Source organism: Paenibacillus sp. DMB20, from assembly GCF_000987955.1.
Lineage (GTDB): Bacteria > Bacillota > Bacilli > Paenibacillales > Paenibacillaceae > Paenibacillus_AQ.
In genome coordinates this window covers 110,561-131,079 of record NZ_LAZU01000032.1, presented here as the reverse complement: position 1 = coordinate 131,079, position 20,519 = coordinate 110,561, and the positions used below count along the sequence as shown (strand labels likewise).

Here is a 20,519-nt window from a genome sequence, read left to right as displayed (position 1 = left end):
GGGCTGTTCATACTATTCAATTAGTCTAAAATAGGAATCGCCGAATATACTAGACTACGGAACCAGCAGCCAGAGAGCTGGCGCATTGGCCGGTTCCCATCCGGGCAAGGATGTGTGGTTCTGGCGGCATTCGTAGACCGATCCGTTATAGCTTACTTTAGTCCCGACGGTATACGACGTGTTGGGAGCCCAGGCCTGAACGGCAGGTGGAGCTGCCGTTGTGGCGCTGACCGCATTGCTGGCGGCGGATTCGTTCCCGGCAGCGTCGACCGCACGGACGGTAAACGTATAGGATGTGCTAGGGCTTAAGCCCGTGACGGAATACTCGGTTGTCGTGCCGGATACGGTGGCGGCCAGCGTCGATCCCTGGTAAACTTTGTACGCGCTTACACCAACGTTGTCAGTGGAAGCATTCCACATGAGGTGGACGCTGGTGGACGTCGGCGTGCCCATCACGTGCAGGTTGCCCGGAACGGTTGGCGCTTCGGTATCGACGACGACCGGGTCGGTTGTCGCACTGACCGCATTGCTTGCGGAAGAAAGATTCCCCGCGGCATCCGCGGCTTTTACGGTAAATGTATAGGCTGTGTTTGCCGTTAAGCCCGTTACGTTATAATTCAATGTAGAGCCCGAGACGGTAGCGACAAGCGTGTTTCCGTTATAAATTTTGTAACCGGTAACTCCGACGTTGTCCGTGGCGGCGTTCCAGCTCAAGGAAACGGAAGTGGAGGTCTTGCCGGTTACCGCAAGGGAGGCCGGAGCCGTCGGCGCCTGGGAATCTCCAGGATTGCTGCCTCCGAAATTGACGTCGATGACGTTATAGAACGCGTTTGCCGTATCGGCGATTTCCCATACGGCCAGAATGACGTGATATCCGGTGCGTTCAGGTACGTTGCACGTGTCGGAATAGGTGAACGGAGGGCGTACGCCGCCGTAATCTACGGAGCAGAATGGCGTCAGGTCGAACGAGTTGCGCGTCAGAGGAGCGTTAGGATCCCAATTCGGTTTTGTAATATAGTATTTCCAGCTCGTCGTGGCATGAGCGGCGGTCAGCTTCCAGTTGAACGTATTTTGGCCCGGAGAGATGTTGACTTTGGTCCAACGCGTGGCCGATTGTTCGTCCAGCTTCGGAAATGCTCCGTTTGCGCTGGCAATTTTGCCGTCGGCCGGTCCTGCTGCAGGGAACCCTTTCGGAGCTTCCAGGCTTTGAGGCTCGTAAATGATTGCGCCGCAGTCGCTGTTCTGTCCGTTTTTGCACAAAATAGCCCTGCTGCCCGGGCTGTCGACATAACCGTGGGCGGAGACCGTTTCCGCCGTCAGGAACATCATCACGGCCGCCACGGCCAGAACGCCGCACAGGGCAAGAAATTTAAGCTTCATAGAATGGGAAATACGGATTAAAGTCAATTTCGCCAGCCTCCTTAAATTTAAAAATACGAATTTTGCAAGGAACCGTCCTTCGCCAACGGCGAAGAATGAACGCAATGGATTCTGCCTGGTTGCATTCTTGGCTTGTAAAGCTCCGTAAATTCAGCGCCTCCTTCCTGATCGAGTGTGAATAACGGCAAGCATGACTGACGAGGGCGAACGTTCTTCAGCGCGCCTCCTTTCAAGACATATTTATATAAACCCTTTACGGGCTTATATACGAAAAAATAACGGAATCATAGAGATTGCTGCAGACGGCATAACGGGAGGAGATCATTCGGAATTAGGGTGCGGGCGATGGTACGTAATTGAGAAGGAGCCTTGGCAGATGTTTCGAAATCAGAGGGGAGAGCCGTTCGAAAATGAAGCGGATCGTCCGGCTTTCTGGCCCAATTATAAAGCAAAAAATGTAGATTGTGTGAATTATTTTTTCTATTAATTGGAAAATATAAAATTACGTTGATAATTATAAATATCACAATGAAAGTATAAAATCGATAATTCGGCACCCGGTTCTAAACGCAAATGAATGCGCATACAAATTAAGTATGGACTTATAAAATGGTTCAGCATATAATCATTTGTAATGTAACTAAGCATGAAGCGGCGGAGATGACAGAGACCCCTTTTGCTGAGTACGTACCTTCTTTCGGTATGTATTCTTGGCTAGGGGTTTTTTTTCTGTACCCTAATCCGCCCGGGGACGGATCAAGGAGGTAAGGGAATGGGTTACGGATTCTCGGGACTGGATCGGACGGCATGGTTAGAGGAAATGTCAGACCACAAATTGGACCTGCTCGTGATCGGCGGAGGCATTGCAGGAGCCGGCATTGCATGGGATGCGAGCTGCCGCGGCATGGCAACCGGGCTTCTTGCGACGGATGATTTTGCTTCGGGTACGAGCGGCGGAGCTGCCAAACTGATACACGGCGGACTCCGTTATTTAAAGCAGGGGGGATTCCGGGCGGTACGGGAAGCGGGCTTCGAGCGCGAGCTTCTCAGCCGAAGCGCCCCCCATTTGGTGGAACCGATCCCGATGCTTCTGCCGATATATAAAAAAAGGAACATTCGGTTATTGGGCAAGCTCGGTCGGTCTTTATATCCATGATTGGCTGGCGGGAGTTAAACGGAGCGAACGCCGGGAAATGTACCGCCGCGGCGATACGATCCAGCTTGAGCCGCTGTTCAGAACGGACGGACTGATCGGTTCGGGTTCCTTCTATGAATACCGGCTGGACGACGCCCGGCTGACGATAGAAGTGATGAAAAGCGCTCATGCCTGCGGGGCCATGCTGGCCAACTACGCCGAAGCGACGGAATTGATCTACCGGGGAGGCCGAGCGGCCGGGGTTAAAGCGGTGGACCGGATCAGCGGGGAAACGTATGTCATCATGGCCAAAAAAAATCGTCAATGCCGACGGGCCTTGGGCTGATGAACTGCGGTATAAAGACAACACGTTAAATCGGGAATCGTCCCTTTTGAGCAAAGAGGTGCATTTGGTGGTTGATCACCGCAAACTGCCGATCCGGCAGGCTGCTTATGCCGCCGTGCCCGGCGGGAGAATGATCTTTGCCGTTCCGAGAGGCCGAAAAACGTACATTGGAACCATCGATACGGTATATGGAAAGGATTTGGAACGGCCCGATCTCATGAAGGCTGACCGCAAGGATCTGCTTGATGCCGTCAATTACGCTTTCCCTCAAGCCGGGCTTTGCCTTTCGGATATCGAAGCAGGCTGGTCGGAGCTCCATCCCTTGGTAAGGGGGGAAAGAAAAAGCACCTCGCAAATATCGCGCAGGGATGAGCTGACCGTATCCGATTCGGGACTTATCACAATTGTCGGAGGCAAGCTGACGGGCTTCCGGAAGTTGGCCGAAAAGACCGTGGATCTTGCCGCCAGACAGCTTCAGGATGAAGAGGGTAGGATCTATCCGCCGTGCACGACGGACCGCAGGACGATCAGCGGGGGGTTGCCGGAGAGCGGGGCGTTTACCGATTATCATGTTTTAAAAAAAGTCGCTGGTCAAAAAGGGACGTTCTCTCGGAATTGATGTGGACGGCACCTTTGATCTTATGTCCCGGTACGGATCGGGTACGGCGGAGGTGTTCCGTTATTACTCGGAAACGGAGCGGGACAAAGTGACAGGGAACCGGCGGCTTCTGTACGCGGAGCTTCAATACTGCATCCATCATGAGATGACGGTAACCGCGGCGGATTTTTTGCTTGGAAGAACAGGCTGGATGTTGTATGACCGGGAAAAGGCGGAGCGGTTAATGCACGAGACGCTGTCGCTTATGGGAATGTTTCTTGAATGGGACCGCGAGGAGTTCGGCCGGCAGCGGAGTCTGCTTGAAAAACTGGCAACGCAGGTATGGGAAGAATCCTATCGAATCCCGGATGAGAGTAACGGCTCGGGGAAGAAAAGGCAGGAGGAACGCCGGAAAGCAGGGGAAGCCCGTATTTATGCCTGAAGGCGCCGGTAAAATCGATAAATTTACGGGAATTTTACAAAATTCGCGAATGTCAATGATATTTCATGTCATATAAGGCTCGATTCAAAAATAATCTTGTCAAAGCTGTGAACAGATTGTAGTATACAAATATAAGTTTTAGAGCCGGGTAGAGATAATGAGAAGCCCTTTGCATAACTAAAACGCTTTCTTTGTCATGGAAGTCGTTTTTTGGGTGCGGAGCGCTTCTTATTTTTTTTTAGATATAGAATTTAAAAGTTATCAGCGGAGCTGATGGAATTCTATATCGCAAGAAAAAACTTCCGCTAAATGCGGTCTGTCTTCTGTGAAGTAACAGTCGATAGACGTTTTTTCTTTTAGATATAGAATTTATAAGTTATCAGCAGAGCTGATGGAATTCTATATCGCAAGAAAAAACTTCCGCTAAATGCGGTCTGTCTTCTGTGAAGTAACAGTCGATAGACGTTTTTCTTATACCCGGCCGATCAAAAAGGGGGATTCCAGTGAAAAGATTCGGGTTTCTGTTCATCGCTTTAGCGCTTGTGCTTTCAGCCTGCGGCAGCGGAGGGTCCGGCAAGGGCGAAGCCCAAGGCAAGTCCGAAGGCGGGGGAAAAGACGGAAAGGTGGAGCTGCAGTTCTATTTTCCGGTAGCGGTAGGCGGACCGATCACGAAACTGATCGACCAGTTGGCGAGCGATTTCGAGAAGGAAAACAAGGACATCGACATTACCCCGATTTACGGGGGGAGCTATCAGGATACGATGACCAAGGTGGCAACCGCCGTTCAGGGGAACAATTCCCCCGACATCGCCGTTTTGCTGTCGACAGACCTGTACACGCTGCTCTCGATGAATGCGATTGAGGATCTGACGCCGCGGTTCCCGAAGGAATATTTCGGTGATTTCTATGAAGCGTTCCTGGGCAACACGAAGTCCGGCGACACGGTATGGAGCGTGCCTTTCCAACGCAGCACCATCGTGCTGTATTATAACAAGGACAAATTCAAAGAGGCGGGCCTGGATCCCGAGAAAGCGCCGGCGAATTGGAACGAGCTGCGCGATTATGCCAAAAGGCTGACAAAAGCCGACGGCTCCCAGTGGGGCATCGAAATTCCGAGCACGGGCTATCAGTATTGGATGCTGCAGGCACTGGCCCTGCAATCCGGCGAAAACATCATGTCGAACGACGGAACGAAAGCCTTTTTCAATCAGCCGCATGTCGAAGAATCCCTTCAATTCTATATGGACCTCGGGCAAAAGGACAAGGTCATGCCGCAAGGCACGATTGAATGGGCCACGGTTCCTTCCGACTTTATCAGCGGGAAGACCGCGATGATGTTTCATACGACGGGCAATCTGACCAAGGTGAAAAACGAGGCTTCGTTCGATTTCGGAGTGGCGTTCCTGCCGGCCAACAAACAGTATGGATCTCCGACGGGGGGCGGCAACCTGTACGTATTCAAAAACATTCCCGAAGAGAACAAAAAGGCTGCCGTGAAATTCATCGAGTTCCTGACACAGCCTGAACGCGTGGCGCAATGGTCTATCGATACCGGCTATGTCGGAACGACCAAATCCGCCTATGAAACCGAATTGCTTAAGAAATACATAACCGACTTCCCTGCTGCGGCTGTCGCCAGAGATCAGCTGGAGCATGCGGACAGCGAATTGTCGACGTACCAAAACGGTCAGGTGACCAAAATTTTCAACGATAATATTCAAGCCGCGCTGTTAGGAAACATAACGGCGAAAGAAGCGCTGGAAAAATCGCAGCAGCAGGCCGACGGCATTTTGAAACAGTTTCAAAAGTAGCGTGGCGCCCTTTCGCACAGCAATGGTTACGAAATGACTTAATTCAGGAAGCGGGAATCTGCGTCACCACGGAACGAAGAAAAAATAAAAGCGCAATCAAAATCGTGGTCCGCAGCTTCCCTATGCTTTCCAAGGCGGGAACGGGGGATTGAATTTGGCACAACCAGCTGCATACCGGCGCGCGAGGCGGATCATCAACTGGAGGGAAAACGCGTTTGCTTACGCTCTGCTCTTTCCCTCCCTGATTTTCCTAGGCATGTTTACGTTTTATCCGACCTTTAAATCCATTTATTTAAGTTTTTTCAACTCGACGCTCGGCACGGAAACATTTGTCGGATTCGACCAATACTCCAGGGTGCTGCAGGACGAAGTGTTCCATAAGGTGATCAAGAACAATCTCATATTGGCCTTCGGCACCGTGCCGATCAGTATTTTGCTTTCGATTTACCTGGCCGTGTGGGTGAACAACAAAATGAGGGGAAACGGCATTTTGAGAGCGGCCTTCTTCTATCCGACGATCATCCCCATGATTGCCATCGCCAACATCTGGCTGTTCATTTACACGCCCGATTACGGGCTGCTCGACAAATTCCTTTCTTTTTTTGGCATCGAGGGGGCCAACTGGCTCGGGGAGCCGGGATGGGTCATGTACGCCATGATCGGCATGATTATATGGAAGGAAGCCGGTTTTTTCATGCTGTTTTATTTGGCGGGATTGCAAAATCTCCCCGGCGAAGTGTACGAGGCGGCCAGATTGGAGGGAGCGCGTCCGCTGCAGGTATTCCGCAAAATCACGTTCCCGCTGCTGATGCCCACGACGCTGTTCTGTCTCGTGATTGCGACGACCAATTCGTTCAAACTGGTCGACCATCTGTACATCATGACCAAAGGCGGACCGGATAATGCGAGCAACCTGCTTCTGTTCTACATTTACGAAACGGCGTTCAGCTTCTGGGACATGGGTGCCGCCTCGGTGCTTACCGTGATCCTGCTCGTTATTCTGCTCGGCATTTCCGTCTTCAATTATGCTTATCTGGATAAGCGAATCCATTACTAGGAAGGAGAAATGACCCGTGTACCGCATTTTTAACCGTCTTGTCGTCATGATTCTGGCGATCATTTTTCTCGTTCCGCTCGTATGGACCGTGATTACCTCGTTCACGCCTTCCTCGGAGGTCATCACTCGCGCGAATCCGTTCATGATCAACCAACCGACGTTTGCGAACTATGTTTCGGCCTGGGAGACGATTCCGTTTCTTCAATACTATTGGAACACGCTGGTCATCGTTCTCGGCATCCTGGCCGTGCAGATGGTTACCGTGACGCTTGCGGCCTACGCGTTTGCGAGGCTGAATTTTATCGGTCAGGGCTTTATTTTCATCGTCTTTCTCGTACAGATCATGATTCCGCCGGACATTCTTATTTTTCCGAACTATGCGATCATGAAAGAGCTCGGCTTGATCGATTCGAAGCTGGCGATTATGCTGCCTTACTGGGCGTCCTCGTTCGGCGTGTTTTTGCTTCGCCAAACGTTCAAGCAAATTCCGCTTGAGCTGGATGAGGCGACGCGGGTGGACGGTTGCCGGTGGTACCAGACGCTTTGGTACGTTTATCTTCCGTCCGCGAGGCCGACCTATGTGGCCTTCGGTCTCATTTCGGTCAGCACGCATTGGAGCAATTTCATGTGGCCGCTGATCGTGACGAACACGGTTGAATCCCGTCCGCTGACGGTAGGCATCGCGATTTTTGCGCAGTCGTTCGAAACCGGTGCCCAATGGGGAACGGTCACGGCGGCTACGATTTTAGTCATACTTCCGCTTCTTGCCGCATTCTTTGTATTTCAGCGGCAATTTGTGGAGAGCTTTATGCACTCCGGCCTGAAATAAAGCCGGGTAAACAAACTTAACGGAATATTACATGCAGAGGAGAAGCAGGATGGATCATTTTTCTGGATACATTTTCGACTTGGACGGGACGATTTATCTCGGAAACGAACCGATCGATGGAGCGGTTGAAACGATTCGGTATTTGCAATCGCTCGACAAAAAGCTGCTGTTTTTAACGAACAAAACGATCGACTCCCGGGATAATTATTTGAAGAAGCTTAACGGGTTCGGCCTTGAAATCGGGCTCGGCCATATCCTGAATCCGGCTCTTGTAACGATCCATTATTTGCAGAACCACCATCCCGGCGGGAAAGCTTATGTGATCGGAGAGGAAATATTGAAAAGCGAGTTCCGCGACAGCGGCATCGAATTTGCCGATAGCCCTGAGGAAACCGACGTGGTCGTCGTCTCCTGGGACCGTGAGTTTCACTACAACCACCTTGATTTTGCGTACCAGGCCATCAAGCAGGGCGCGCATGTGATCGCAACCCATCCCGACCGAACATGTCCGATGCCGGGAGGAGAAGTGCCCGACTGCGGAGGCATGATTGGCGCGATTGAAGGAACGACCGGGCTTGAGGTCAATATCATTATGGGGAAGCCTTCGGTTTATACGGCGCTGACCGCACTGGATATGCTTAAGCTAGACGCGAAGGACTGCCTTATGTCGGGAGACCGGCTCGAGACGGATATCCTGATGGGCAACAACGCCGGCATGAATACGGCTCTTGTGCTGACGGGGGTTACGACGAGCGAGGATGCGGCCGCTTCCGACGTAAAGCCGACCTTTATCCTGAATTCTGTGCATGACATTTACCGCAGCAGCAGGCTGCCGTCCTAGCCTATTCTTTTAAGGGATTGCTTGGAATCCAAAATTCACATCACGTCAGGCTCTTCGAAACCATTAGAAATACCGTTAAAAATATGTTGTTACAACGGGAGATCCGGAGAAGTTGTTTCAACAAAGAGGTGAGACATATGAAGACGAACGTAAAAGCAAGCGTAGGCGGTGCACAGCGTATCGCGTACTGCCTAAAGCGCAAACCGATTATCACATCCTTGATGAACGTGGATGAACTGCCATCCGTTCTGGAGACGGACTCGAATATCGTATTTATATTGAAAACGGATATTTTTGTCATTGAGTCGGTCGTGGAGCAGATCCGGGAGGCCGGCAAGCTGTCATTCGTCCACTTCGACCTTATCGAGGGCATCGGGAAAGACAAAACCGGGGTCGCCTATCTGGCCGAGAAGGTCGGCATTGACGGGATCGTCACGACAAAAAAACACGGCCATCGTGGAGGCGAAAAAGCTGGGCTTGCTGACGGTGCAGCGGTTGTTCGTATTCGATTCGGTATCGCTGGACAATGGCATTAAAATGACGAAGGCTTCCGATCCGGACGCCATCGAGGTTCTTCCCGGCATGGTTTGCAGACGGATTATGGACCGGATTCGCGCCGAGGTGGATGTTCCCGTCATTGCCGGGGGTCTGATGATTGACTTGGAGGATTTCGATACGGCGCTGAAGAGCGGGGTGATCGGAATATCCACTTCAAGCAAGGAGCTTTGGCGCTGGCAGGACGAGAACATGCCGTAAACTTGCGACTGCAGCATGAGAGGGGGAGTCAAAAAGGTGGAAGTTTTACATCTGGATACGGAAATTATGCTGATGCGCCTGCTGCTGGCAGCGCTGTTAGGCGGATTGATCGGCTGGGAGAGGGAGCGGCGGAACAAACAAGCCGGGCTGAAAACCCACCTTCTTGTGGCTGTCGGCTCTACATTGATCATGTTGACGTCCATTTACGGCTTTGACAGTTCCCTGGTCAATCATCCCAATGCAAGGTTTGACCCTGCACGGCTTGCAGCCCAGGTCGTAAGCGGGATCGGTTTTCTGGGAGCCGGCGCGATTCTCCGCCGCTCCAACCACATCATTTCGGGACTGACCACAGCGGCGACTTTGTGGGTGGCGGCGGCAATTGGCCTTAGCGTCGGGTCGGGATTTTACTGGCCGGCGGTGATTACTACGGCCATCGTGTTAAGCAGCACGCTTATCCTGAACCGGTTGGAATCGAAATTTTTGTTCATTAAAAAATCGGGCAGCCTGCGCATTATCATCGAAGCGGAGGACCGTCCGGTTGAAGTCAGCGCCATCACCGCTCTGCTCCAAAAAGCCAATATGTCGGTCGAGCAGATGATCGTGCATGATGACGGCCACGAGGAGGATTCCACCAAGGTGACGATGGAATTCCGGGTATATTCTTTTAACGGCAAAGGCATCGATACGCTGTTTGAACGGCTGTGGCAGGTGGAGGGAATCAAACAGGTTCGCATGAATTGGAGGGATCGGGACTAAGCGTGCGATTATAACCAAACAGCCGAGGTCATGGCAGGAGGCTGCCGTGAGCCAGGGGCTGCGAAGACGTTTGCGACAAAGGAGGGGATTAATGGATGAAATCAAAAGGATTGAAAAAATGGATGCTCTGCTTCTTCACCTTGACTTTGGCGTTGGGAAATATGGTTTTGCTGGCAGCGGAGGATGGAGCGTCCGACCTGAAGGAAAAGGACGGGATTCTTGCAGGCATAGAGGAAGCCGGGAGCGCAGACTCACCGAATCTGTTAATTACGGAGCTTACACCGGACACCTCCAATTATGCCGGCTACGATGCTTTTGAATTCGTGGAAATTTTTAATGCGGGTCAAACGCCTGTGGATTTGACGGGCTACCGTCTTCAATCGGGCAATTGGAACAAAAGTTTCGAACCTTCTTTCGTGCTCGGCGCCCGTGAGGCCGCCGTTTTCTGGACCCGCCGCGGAGAAATCGGGCCGCTGACCTGGGAAGCTTTCAACAGTTATTATTTTTCATCGTATTTGAGCAAGCATTTGCCCTCGGAGCGGGCGGTTATGATCGGCGATGTCGGCGGCCTCGTCAACAGCGGGACCCAAACGGTCACCCTGATTGATGCTTCCGGTGCGGAACTCGTTAGTGCCGGGTATACGGGAGCTGATGCGGCTGAGAGGAAATCCGTTACCTTTATGTACCCGGAAGCAGGAAGCCATCGGATGAGACCCTTGGCCTCCAAGCAAACGCCGACCCCCGGCTGGATTGTCGAAGGTCAGGCGGAACCGAGGAGAAATGAGGGAGGACAGCGCCCGGCCTCTCCTGCGGAAGTCAAAGCCGTACCCGGGCCCGGGATGGTGGCTCTGTCATGGGAAGGGACGGACGAGCCGGATGTTGAAAGCTATAACATTTACAAAAACGGTATGCTGGAGTTTTCCGTTTCCTCGGCAGAACAGCGGTTCCAGGTTTATGGTTTAACCGGCAACGTCAATTACCGTTTTGAGATCGCGGCCGTGAACCGGTTTGATCAGGAATCGGCGAAGTCCGATGCGGTTGCGGCCGTACCCTCGCACCAAACCGTAACCCAGGTCGAACGCGCCGTGAATCCTTATGACAACAAATATCAAATGCTGTGGGACATCAGCCAGGAAGGACCGGTCATCCCGGGGCTTGCTCAGGACCTGGTGCCTCAGGGCTTGGCTTATTATAAAGAAAAGAACTGGCTCCTTGCCGTCTATTACATGGACGATGGAAGGCCGGGGACCTTATCGGTCATTGACAGAGCCAGCGGAAAGCTCGTGAAATCCGTTGTGCTGATGAATGAAGACGGAACTCCGTATACCGGTCACGCCGGCGGCGTGGCCGTCAGCCCCCGCTATGTATGGATCGCATCGGAAGAATATCTGTTCCAGATCGAAAAGGAGGATCTTGTCCGAGCGGAAAACAATAAAGAAATCCGGTTCCGCTCCAAAATCCCCGTGCCGGTTCACGCGTCATTCAACTATTATGCGGACGGCGTATTATGGGTCGGCGAGTTCTACGAAAAGAGCAGCTACCCTACGGATCCGGGTCATCATATGACCAATCGGAACGGCGAGACGCAGCATGCCTGGATGGTTGGATACGAGCTGGATCGGTCAACCGGCAGCATCTCGGCAGAGGATTGGATGCCTGGCTCCGCTTCGCCAGCCATTCCCGGCAGCATCTTATCCATTCCCGGCAAGGTGCAGGGGGCCGTGGTAAGACATGACGGAATCATACTGAGCACATCTTACGGTAGAGGCAATGACAGCATGTTGTACTGGTATTATAACCCTCTCAAACAGAATGCTCACGCTACGGCATCTATCCAGGGACGGGAGATACCGGTATGGTTCCTTGACGGGACCATGGAGAAAAAGTACAACGCCCGGCTGGGCATCGTCCCGATGTCCGAGGGGATCGTAGATGCGGGCAGCGATCTCTATGTTCAGCTCGAGTCGGGTGCCACGAAATACAGATATACCACGACTTACGTTATGGACCGGATGATTCATATCGACCTGAAACGCTGGGCTCGGTACGGTCTTGAAGAAGAGTCCCTGCAGCAGGATTCGCCTGACATGGATTTCTGATCAGGGAATCCCCTTTTGTCCAAGGGGAGGTCCGGTGAATTTCCTTCAAGAGGTTACATGATTGCAACGAAAGATGAACCGTTTGTAACAACAATCCCCAAACGAACGTTGTATACTGAACCCAAGCAGGTTCGGCAATGCCCATGCGGAATGCGGGCGGGAACGGACATATAATGAAGGTAATGGCAACGAAGAAGGAGGTTGTTTGGTTTGTCGTTGAAGAATAAATGGGTTGGGGCGGTTTTGGCGGGAGCACTGGGACTGGGAGCTGCCGCTTTCGGGCAGCCTGTCGAACCGGTGCATGCCGCCGTCTCCAATCATGTAGCGATCAAGGTGAACGGTGCCGTGCTCGTATCGGACGATTCCGCTTTTGTTGAGCGGAACAGAGTCATGGTTCCGCTTCGCGCGGTATCGGAAGCCATGGGCGCGAAGGTGAAGTGGGATTCCGTCCGAAAGACCGTCCGGGTGACGGGCGATACTCATTCCTTTGAGCTTGCGGCAGGACAGAAGAAGGCGATAAAGGACGGGGCATCCATTGAATTGGATGCAGCTCCCGTGATGAAGGAGGGGCGGCTGTTCATCCCTTTGCGTTTTTCGGCCGAAGGTTTGGGAGGAACGGTTCGCTGGAATGCGGCGAAGCGTGAAGCAAACATTTATCCGGGGCTGACCCCTGAGCAAGCCAAGTCGGCGGTTAAGGAAAGCGCGGACCGGGTCATTCGGGCGCTTCGGGATCAGGATTTCAAACAGCTTGCCGAAATGTCGCACAGCAAGGGAGTGACCTTCTCGCCTTATGCTTACGTGGAGCGAACGAAAAACGTCACCTTAAGTAGAGAGAAGATGGCAGAGGGATTTGCAAACGACGCGAAATATTCCTGGGGCGAATATGACGGAAGCGGCGAACCGATCAAGCTGAAATTTAAGGACTATTATAAACAATTTGTATACAGCAGTGATTTCGCAAGAGCGCCTTGGACCGGCTTCAATGATTCGAAGAGCTACGGCAATTCGCTGAACAATGCCAGTCAGGCGTATCCGGGTGCGGTTATCGTCGAGTATCATTTTGACGGCTTTAACCCCGAATACGGAGGCATGGATTGGGAAAGCCTGCGGCTTGTGTTCCAGAAGGAAGGCAACCGTTGGGTGCTGTCCGGCATCGTTCATGATGAATGGACCATCTGATGTTTAAAACGACAAAGGGGGGGGCCTGGAAGGTATTCAGGTCCCTTAAATTTTTTTTAAAAAACTCTTGCATTTATTTCGAGGACAGGATATACTCTTAATTACGGTGATTGAAACGAATTCTACTGAAACAGAAATTGTTCCTAGCCGGCACCTTAGATCTTCATCATGTTCATGAGGAAGATACATATTTGCGGTCGTGGCGGAATTGGCAGACGCGCACGGTTCAGGTCCGTGTGGGCTTACCCCCGTGGAGGTTCGAGTCCTCTCGACCGCATCATCAATGAAAGGTTTCTGATCTGCTTTTTCTGGCAGAGCGGAAACCTTTTTGTTATTTAATTTCCGTTAAGAACCATATTGGAATGGACTGCGGAACCCTTTTTCTCAAGAGCACCTTTTGGTCAAATAAAGGATGTAAAATAACGGGATAAAAAAGCGACTTGATTCACGATTCAGTCCGTCAATGGATAAATTGGCGGTTTTTTTGAAGATATTAGAAAGTATACACTCCCTGAATAAGCTTCCTAATATCGCAAGAAAAAACTTCCGCTAAACGCGGTCTGGCTTTTTTTCTTATTCAGAGGATCTAATCAAAACGGATTTGACTAGCAGCAAAATTCAAGATAAGATGAAACCGTCGTTTAGTAAATTAGTAAATAAGTAAATGGAATGAGGGAATGAAGATGAAAATACCTACAACGTTAAAACATAAACCTGTTGTCGTGTCGGAAAATTATGAGAAGATTGATGGACGAATGGCCGGGAACACGGACGCGAAAGGCCTTTCCCTGGGATTGGCCCAGTGGAACGATAGAGGCAAGGTCGATATTTCGGCCAAGGTATGGAGATACACGGGTGAAAAATGGTCAAGACAATCGGAGGAACTGCCTCTCCATCGCGTTCTTGATTTGTCCATACTGATTTGTCGGTCGCTGGAACATTTTCGCGAAGCCTATCGTTACAAGGATTTATATGACCAGCAAAAGCCCGTTATCGACCGGGTTGGTTTGCAAGGGGATGCCATGACCGTAGCCATATGCACGGACAATGAGAGAATTAATGAAGATATTAGGCTGTTCAGCCAAGCGCTGAGCGACGATGATGAAATGATCGGCGAGCGTTTGCGCACGTTATCCAAAATATTAAAGGATATGGGGTATTAAAATGTTATCCAATATCCGTGAATGTAAAAAAACATCCAACCTTCACCGTGAAATAGCTGTTATCCGCCAGCCTTCCACATCAAAGGGGGATGTTTTTTTTTGTGGTTGATTTAGATTACTTAGGTTTACATCGCTTTCAAGACAGCAGATCCATCGGGTCTCAACTGATAAATGCGGAAACCACACGTTGAGGGTACGCCAGCTGGACGGCTACTGATCCCAAATTACGACTTCATCTGTAACGATGGTTTTGCCGTCGGTTGGACCTGCTTGGTTCGCCCGCTTGCTAGCAAGCTCAGCAAAACCAATGCAAGATTAAATGCCATTGCGACCGTAATGCCGGCTTCCATTGACATTCCCGCCGTTTGATTTATCGCGATGATCGCGCCGCCGATTCCGACCGCTACGCCGGGCGTAAACGAGTCGGCAAATTGCAGGCTCCCGGAAACTTGTCCGGATTCCCCTTCTTTGGAAAGGGAAAAAGCAACGGTACCGCTAGTGGTATGCGCCAAACCGATGCCGATCCCTGCAACGATTTCGCCGAGTATCGCTGTCGCAACATTAAGCGCAGGAACCCAAGCCATGATGGCGATACCGACCAACATCAGCAGTATGCCGGCGATGATCCGTTTATTTCGCCCTCGTCCTTGGTCTGCCGCATCCCATCGAGCCTGCAAAATGGCTACGATACACCAGCTAAGCGCAGCACTGGCCAAGATAAGCCCGGCTCTGTCGGCCGCCAATCCTTTCGTATCCGTCAAGGCAAGCACCAGAAAATTCTGCGTGCACACATAAGCGGCGAAAAATAATCCGCGCGAAGCGATGAGGGACGATAAACCTGGACGAAATGACAACGTCCCTGCCGGAAGCAGCTTGCGAAGGGGCTGTGCCATAAGAGCCGCGCCGACAATCAGAAGCGCAATTCCCCATATTTTGGTGACCATGCCAAGACCGCTCAAGAAAAGCCCCGTACCGATCGCGAGAAGCACGGACAATCCGATGACGCCGCCTCCTTCCTTTTTCTCCTGAACGTTCGGCAGTTTCAATTTTCGGAAGACGGGCAGACTGAGGAGCACCGCCAGAAGCAAGAAAGGAAGAACCCCCCAAAAAAACGAACCGCCATGACAGCTGTTGGGCAATAACGCCGGCCACGTAAGGACCGAGCATCGAAGGCAACACGTATGCCGTGCCGAGAGCGCCCAATATTTTGGCTCGAAGCTCATCGGGGTAACTTAAAGATATGGCTGTGTAAATGCAAGTATACATGGCGCCTGCGCCAAATCCTTGCAAAGCGCGGGAGCCGATCAAAACATACATGTTATTTGCAACGGCGGCCACGATTAAACCGACGGCAAATAATATAATGGCGATGGTAAAAAGCAAAGCAGGCCCTTTCCTGTCAATTTGGCGACCGATCACCAATGTACCGACAATTTGTGCCAGCAGATAAGCGCTGAATATCCAACCGAAGAGATGAATTCCTTGCAGATCGCCGGCAATGGCTGGAGCAACCGTCGTTACGGCCAATCCTTCAAACCCGATGGTCATTGCGGCCAAAATGATGCCGATCGATAGCGCAAGATAACGTGGTCCAAAAATGCTTTGGGCAGAAGACAACCTGTTCACCCTCCATCATGTATTCTAAGTACACACAGTATCCGGATACTTTATAAACAAAGATCTTTACAAACAAAATATACCAGGCTTTTGACTTTGTCAATATTTTTCTTTATAATCTCAATATGATTACTTATCGTATGGTTTAGACAAAATTTTGAAGGTGAATGATATGAAAAACATGAAACCGCAGGCCAAAGAAGGTGCCGAAAGAACAAGAAGAACCATTGTGAAATTGCTCAAACATAATGGATCCATGGATGCCCTTCAGTTGGCGAATGAGCTTGGAGTTACCGCAATGGCGGTTCGGCAGCATTTATATAATCTGCAAGAGCAAGGACTGGTTACCTTCACGGAAGAACCAAGGACGATGGGGCGACCCGCGAAAATGTGGGCGCTTACATCCGAGGCGAATCGGCTGTTTCCGGACGGGTATGCCGATCTGACCATCAGTTTGATCGAATCCATGAAAGAAGCGTTTGGAGAAGAAGGCCTGGATAAACTGCTGGAAATCAGAGACCGAAAGCTAGTCATGGAATATCAGGGGAAAGTGCCGACAAACCTGTCGTTGAAAGAAAAATTACTGACTTTCGCGGAAGCCCGAACGGCTGAAGGGTATATGGCCGAAGTTATTGAGAACGCCGACGGCTCGTTTTGTTTTGTGGAGAGGCATTGCCCGATTTGCGAGGCGGCGAAAGCCTGTTCCCGACTTTGCAAGAATGAATTGGACATGTTCCGAAGCATCATTGGGGACGGCGTTGAGATTACAAGAGACGAGTATATCTTAAAAGGCGACAATCGTTGCGTGTATTGGATTAAACCGGAAGAGTCATCCGTTTGAATTTGCTCGTGATCCGTTTTCAGCATTAGTTAAAAGAGAAACCGACGCTCATTCGCTGGTTGACCGTCCTCTGGGGACGGCTTTTCTTTTGTCGATGGCTTGGGGTTCTTATCGATTCAGTTGATCAAATTTGAGGTGGAGGCTTCTGTCACCGTTCAGCAAATGCAGGAGTTAACCGCCCTTTTGGAGGAGCGGTTAGAGCAGCAGCAGCCTGACATCATCAACGGTAACGGCCGCAAGCGGATTGGGCCTTGATCATGATCATTATATCAATGCGGCTGATCTGTGCGCCGGGACTTCCTGGCGTACCAAAGACCGGCAAATACGCCGAGCAGCCCGCAAAGGGCAACGGATCCCACCAGGTTGTAGGACTGCCAGCTAAGGAGGAATCCGATGCCGCTGCCAAACGTGGTTCCTGCCAAAAGGCCGAGCGCCATTCCTATGTCATTGTCCAGCATATGTACCGTACTCCTTTTTCCTGTTTTAACTTGGTATTCCCTTTGCTCTATGCAAGTATGCCCATAAGACCCAAGCTCTGCCGTGACGGTTTCTCAGCCGTTGCAGCGGAGCTTTTGATTGATGGATGAGAAGGCCAGGAATATTTCATATTCTGCCCGGCTTGTTTTTAACGAAAGAAGCGCCTTTGTCCTTTGAGACGGACGAAGGCGCTTTTTGCTAACGTGATGATTTCGTATCCGGATGAAGGATACAATCCGCAAACAACACGGACTTGGGAATGCGGAAGAAGGCTTCCGCTTTTTCCTGAAAAGCATTGGAAGGCAAGGTTCCTTGGTGCAGCCATTTACGGAACGTTCCGGGGTGGACGCCGATCCAGCGGCTGACGTCGCTGACGGACAGGTCATGCACCATGCATAGCCCCGTCAGGATCCGGTTGCTTACCGGGGAGCGTGTCAGCGTTCTTTTCATGAAACGGGAAGCCTCGGGCTGACAGATAACCGGCGATTTTTCAAGCAGTTCCTCGCGGAACAAGATGTGGCGGGGATAACCCAAATAGTTGCAAGCCTTTTCCAGGTTGTTTTTTTCCGGGCACGCGTCCTTCGTACACCCAAGCGCTGACGCTGCGGGAAGAAACGCCCAATTCCTCGGCAAGCTGGGACAATTTAATATCGTTGGCCATCAGGACGGCAAGCAGCACGCGGTTACGGATCTGGCAGCGGGTTGGCTTACGGAAACGTTTGACGCGCACGCCTTTCCCCAAATATTTACGATTGATAAGGGACCACGCCTCGATGGAGTGTTTTTCTGGATGCTGTTGTGTAGGCATAATTCCTCCGACTTTTTTTTACCACCATACTACAATATTCGACAATGTACTTTCAATAGGTATCCCCTATCATTTGTTTCCAACTAAAGCTAAGGGATTCGAAAGAACAGAGGTATGACTCATGAATCATTTCCAAACATTCGCTTATTAACCTTATTGCTGCAGTTTTATGTTTGATATCGTATTTCGATACTAATAAAAAACGAATAATATTCGTTATAAATTCTTGAACGTATGTTTTTTATTTATTATTGGTTCCGGGCAATATTGCGGGAAATATATTATGGTTGATGGATGAAACTCGGTTTCTTCCCGGCAACTAGGACTGCGGGTCTCTGCATGGAACCTTATGATTGGGATTAAGGGAGGCGCATGCTTGCAGGGACCGGGATGACAACGATTTCTTTTTCCGACCGGGAGAGGTATGATAGAAACGGAACAGACAAGATACCATTTCAGTGACGGAGGAAATAAGCATGATCAAACACATCGTATTTTTCAAACTTAAAGATCCGACAGCGGAAAATATCGAACGGACGGTTCAGGTACTCCGGGACATGCAGGGGAAAATCCCTCAGCTCCGCTCCCTGGAAGCGGGAAGCGATGTGATCCGTTCGGAACGCTCGTATGACCTGGCGTTGATCGTGGAGGTGGATAACCTCGAGGACCTTCAGGCATATCAGGTTCATCCGGCGCATCAGGAGGTCATTCGTTTCATCAATGAAGTTAAGGATCATACCCTTTGCGTCGATTTTGAAGCGTAGCAGCGCGAGGGTGACCCTCGTTTTATTATCGAAAAACGGTACAGAAATGATGAATTGCATTTTAGAACATGCTGGAGGAGATCAGCCTTGTATTATGTGAATCAGGACCAGATTGAACGGCGTCTGAACGCCATACCGGAAATAGCCCGGGGCTTGCGCGAGGCGGCTGAAGCATGGGATGGAGGACTCGTTTACGGGTTCGTGCAGGAGCGTGCCCTTCATCTGGCCATCGAAATCGTAACCGATGTCGGGAGCTATCTGATCGACGGTTTTATAATGCGTGATGCGAGCAGCTACGAGGACATCATGGATATTATTCACCAAGAAAAGGTAATGCCGGATGATATCCATGCGGTTTTGCTTCAATTGGTCCGTCTGCGCAAGCCTTTGGTTCAGGAGTATTATGATTGGGAGCGTCATTCCCTTCATCCGTTGTCGTCCGTGCTGCCGGAAGTGCTTGAACGGTTCGCTGCGGACGTACGGGACTATCTCAAGCGAGAGCTGTAGAAATGTTCTGTGGTCATTCGATCTTTAAAAATTCATGAAGCGTTAATCTGGGAAACCTTCGTGCAGACACCTGCGCGGAGGTTTTTTTAGTGCATATTTTTGCAATATCGCCTCCGATTTGTGTCAAAACAAGCCCAACCTGCTTATAATGCAGCATGCGACTAGGCATTCGCCCGGTCAGACGTTTTTTGGGGGAGGGTGGATACATGGCGGAATGGAGTGCGATCGCTGCCGCAGCCGGCATGCTGATCATCGCTGCTGCGGTTATTGGGATCACGGTGACGTTCAGAAGGCTGCTGCTCCGGACGGAGGCCGTTCTCATCAAACTTGAAGGAGAATGTACCGGGCTTTCCAAGGAAGCGGCACAGGTTCTGGAACGCGCCTCGGTATCGATGGACAGCATTCAGAGGCAGCTCGCGGCCGGCGAATCGATTGCGGCCTCGATGAGCGAGGCGGCGGCCGCAGCGGCAAAAACGGCAGAAGCCGTGCAAGCGGTCGGCAAGCGAGCTTCGCAAACGGCCGTCGAGCATCTGGAGCGGGCACGTCTGGAGAACGAGCGGCTGATCGGCGATCTTTTCAGATGGGTCGATGCGGGAGTGACATTCTGGCAGGTATGGAACCGGCGAACCACCAAATCAGGTGACGGGCATGCCGAATAAACCAAGAAGGAGAGATGGACAGTGAAAGAGAACAGAAAAAGCCTTTTGTGGGGAGTATTGATCGGCAGTATCGCAGGCTCCGTAACTGCATTGCTTCTGGCCCCGAAATCCGGGAAGGAGCTGCGTCAGGATATTTCGGACGGCGCGAGACAGGTTGGAGGGAAGGTTCAGGAGGTTGCGGGTAAAGTCGGAGAACAGGGCGTGAATCTGATCGGCATGATGACAGACCGGGCCGAAGGCGTGATCTCGGATATTCAGGCTTGGCGCCACAAGCAGGAAAGCTGGAGGGTGGATGAAAGGGATGCCATTGCCCAAGTATCCTCCTTCGAGGATGACGATTTCGCCGACGACGGAATGATCGTGGAAGCAAAGGAAGAGAAAGCGTAGCGTGGACGACGACATACGAACGAAACAAGACGGCAGCCCTGACGGAACCCGGGAAACGGGAATCTCT

The 20,519-nt window shown here is 51.2% G+C and carries 24 protein-coding genes, 1 tRNA gene and 1 pseudogene; 21 read left to right on the top strand and 5 right to left on the bottom strand.

Translation table 11 applies throughout. The features are described 5' to 3' along the window. Positions 1-54 precede the first annotated feature (54 nt). Positions 55-1,407, bottom strand: a complete 1,353-nt coding sequence (locus XI25_RS16440; RefSeq protein WP_046679515.1) for a lytic polysaccharide monooxygenase — start codon at positions 1,405-1,407, stop codon at positions 55-57. A gap of 745 nt (positions 1,408-2,152) precedes the next feature. Here XI25_RS16440 and XI25_RS34805 point away from each other — a divergent pair. From XI25_RS34805 to XI25_RS16385, 15 genes are all read left to right on the top strand, one after another. Then, positions 2,153-2,536 (top strand): FAD-dependent oxidoreductase, encoded by a 384-nt coding sequence (locus XI25_RS34805; RefSeq protein ID WP_052759633.1) that lies wholly within the window; start codon positions 2,153-2,155, stop codon positions 2,534-2,536. A gap of 37 nt (positions 2,537-2,573) precedes the next feature. Next, positions 2,574-2,861 (top strand): hypothetical protein, encoded by a 288-nt coding sequence (locus XI25_RS34800; RefSeq protein ID WP_052759632.1) that lies wholly within the window; start codon positions 2,574-2,576, stop codon positions 2,859-2,861. Beyond that, positions 2,812-3,480 carry an FAD-dependent oxidoreductase gene (locus XI25_RS34795; protein WP_235439928.1) on the top strand — a complete coding sequence of 223 codons (669 nt, stop codon included), beginning with the start codon at positions 2,812-2,814 and terminating at the stop codon, positions 3,478-3,480. Before XI25_RS34800 ends, XI25_RS34795 begins: the two co-directional genes overlap by 50 nt. Positions 3,481-3,502: 22 nt before the next feature. Beyond that, entirely contained in the window at positions 3,503-3,901 is a 399-nt protein-coding gene (locus tag XI25_RS34790) for a glycerol-3-phosphate dehydrogenase C-terminal domain-containing protein (protein WP_235439927.1), read from the top strand. Positions 3,902-4,404: 503 nt separating this feature from the next. After that, positions 4,405-5,712: an ABC transporter substrate-binding protein gene (locus XI25_RS16430; RefSeq protein ID WP_200901439.1), complete on the top strand. Its 1,308-nt coding sequence runs from the start codon at positions 4,405-4,407 to the stop codon at positions 5,710-5,712. Positions 5,713-5,866: 154 nt separating this feature from the next. After that, positions 5,867-6,769, top strand: a complete 903-nt coding sequence (locus tag XI25_RS16425) for a carbohydrate ABC transporter permease (protein ID WP_046679554.1) — start codon at positions 5,867-5,869, stop codon at positions 6,767-6,769. A gap of 46 nt (positions 6,770-6,815) precedes the next feature. Next, positions 6,816-7,598, top strand: a complete 783-nt coding sequence (locus tag XI25_RS16420; RefSeq protein WP_046679553.1) for a carbohydrate ABC transporter permease — start codon at positions 6,816-6,818, stop codon at positions 7,596-7,598. Positions 7,599-7,647: 49 nt separating this feature from the next. Further along, complete coding sequence (locus XI25_RS16415) at positions 7,648-8,439, top strand: HAD-IIA family hydrolase (protein WP_046679513.1); 792 nt, start codon at positions 7,648-7,650, stop codon at positions 8,437-8,439. Positions 8,440-8,576: 137 nt separating this feature from the next. Continuing rightward, entirely contained in the window at positions 8,577-8,975 is a 399-nt protein-coding gene (locus tag XI25_RS34785) for a glycerol-3-phosphate responsive antiterminator (RefSeq protein ID WP_235439926.1), read from the top strand. Further along, positions 8,926-9,195 carry a glycerol-3-phosphate responsive antiterminator gene (locus XI25_RS34780; RefSeq protein ID WP_235439952.1) on the top strand — a complete coding sequence of 90 codons (270 nt, stop codon included), beginning with the start codon at positions 8,926-8,928 and terminating at the stop codon, positions 9,193-9,195. Before XI25_RS34785 ends, XI25_RS34780 begins: the two co-directional genes overlap by 50 nt. A 36-nt stretch (positions 9,196-9,231) precedes the next feature. Then, the gene (locus XI25_RS16405) at positions 9,232-9,951 is read left to right on the top strand and encodes an MgtC/SapB family protein (RefSeq protein ID WP_046679512.1); all 720 of its coding nucleotides are present in this window, start codon (positions 9,232-9,234) and stop codon (positions 9,949-9,951) included. A gap of 95 nt (positions 9,952-10,046) precedes the next feature. Then, positions 10,047-12,050 carry a lamin tail domain-containing protein gene (locus XI25_RS16400; RefSeq protein WP_046679511.1) on the top strand — a complete coding sequence of 668 codons (2,004 nt, stop codon included), beginning with the start codon at positions 10,047-10,049 and terminating at the stop codon, positions 12,048-12,050. Positions 12,051-12,260: 210 nt separating this feature from the next. Further along, positions 12,261-13,229 carry a copper amine oxidase N-terminal domain-containing protein gene (locus tag XI25_RS16395; protein ID WP_152669155.1) on the top strand — a complete coding sequence of 323 codons (969 nt, stop codon included), beginning with the start codon at positions 12,261-12,263 and terminating at the stop codon, positions 13,227-13,229. A 193-nt stretch (positions 13,230-13,422) separates the two neighbouring features. Continuing rightward, a tRNA-Leu gene (locus tag XI25_RS16390) sits at positions 13,423-13,506 on the top strand. Between the two features lie 406 nt (positions 13,507-13,912). Further along, a complete protein-coding gene (locus tag XI25_RS16385) occupies positions 13,913-14,392 on the top strand; it encodes a DUF6530 family protein (RefSeq protein ID WP_046679509.1) in 480 nt (159 codons plus the stop codon). Between the two features lie 224 nt (positions 14,393-14,616). Here XI25_RS16385 and XI25_RS36935 read toward each other — a convergent pair whose 3' ends face one another. Beyond that, complete coding sequence (locus tag XI25_RS36935) at positions 14,617-15,108, bottom strand: MFS transporter (RefSeq protein ID WP_442950406.1); 492 nt, start codon at positions 15,106-15,108, stop codon at positions 14,617-14,619. Then, positions 15,089-15,940: an MFS transporter gene (locus XI25_RS36930; protein ID WP_442950410.1), complete on the bottom strand. Its 852-nt coding sequence runs from the start codon at positions 15,938-15,940 to the stop codon at positions 15,089-15,091. Before XI25_RS36930 ends, XI25_RS36935 begins: the two co-directional genes overlap by 20 nt. A 241-nt stretch (positions 15,941-16,181) precedes the next feature. Here XI25_RS36930 and XI25_RS16375 point away from each other — a divergent pair, with 241 nt between their 5' ends. Beyond that, positions 16,182-16,850, top strand: coding sequence for a helix-turn-helix transcriptional regulator (locus XI25_RS16375; protein ID WP_235439925.1), 669 nt, complete (start codon positions 16,182-16,184; stop codon positions 16,848-16,850). A gap of 120 nt (positions 16,851-16,970) precedes the next feature. Next, positions 16,971-17,105, top strand: a complete 135-nt coding sequence (locus tag XI25_RS35840) for a hypothetical protein (protein WP_268794527.1) — start codon at positions 16,971-16,973, stop codon at positions 17,103-17,105. Positions 17,106-17,119: 14 nt separating this feature from the next. Here the strand turns inward: XI25_RS35840 and XI25_RS16370 are convergent, their stop codons facing one another. Both XI25_RS16370 and XI25_RS16365 read right to left on the bottom strand, forming a co-directional pair. After that, a complete protein-coding gene (locus XI25_RS16370; protein ID WP_046679508.1) occupies positions 17,120-17,308 on the bottom strand; it encodes a hypothetical protein in 189 nt (62 codons plus the stop codon). 217 nt (positions 17,309-17,525) lie between these two features. After that, a pseudogene (locus XI25_RS16365) lies at positions 17,526-18,135 on the bottom strand (helix-turn-helix domain-containing protein). 476 nt (positions 18,136-18,611) lie between these two features. Between XI25_RS16365 and XI25_RS16360 the strand changes: the two are divergent. The 4 genes from XI25_RS16360 (at position 18,612) to XI25_RS16345 (ending at position 20,452) form a co-directional block, all read left to right on the top strand. Next, a complete protein-coding gene (locus XI25_RS16360; RefSeq protein WP_046679507.1) occupies positions 18,612-18,899 on the top strand; it encodes a Dabb family protein in 288 nt (95 codons plus the stop codon). 87 nt (positions 18,900-18,986) lie between these two features. Next, positions 18,987-19,406, top strand: coding sequence for a DUF86 domain-containing protein (locus XI25_RS16355; RefSeq protein ID WP_046679506.1), 420 nt, complete (start codon positions 18,987-18,989; stop codon positions 19,404-19,406). A gap of 206 nt (positions 19,407-19,612) precedes the next feature. Then, positions 19,613-20,065: a hypothetical protein gene (locus XI25_RS16350; protein ID WP_046679505.1), complete on the top strand. Its 453-nt coding sequence runs from the start codon at positions 19,613-19,615 to the stop codon at positions 20,063-20,065. 21 nt (positions 20,066-20,086) lie between these two features. Beyond that, entirely contained in the window at positions 20,087-20,452 is a 366-nt protein-coding gene (locus tag XI25_RS16345; RefSeq protein WP_046679504.1) for a YtxH domain-containing protein, read from the top strand. Positions 20,453-20,519: the final 67 nt, after the last annotated feature.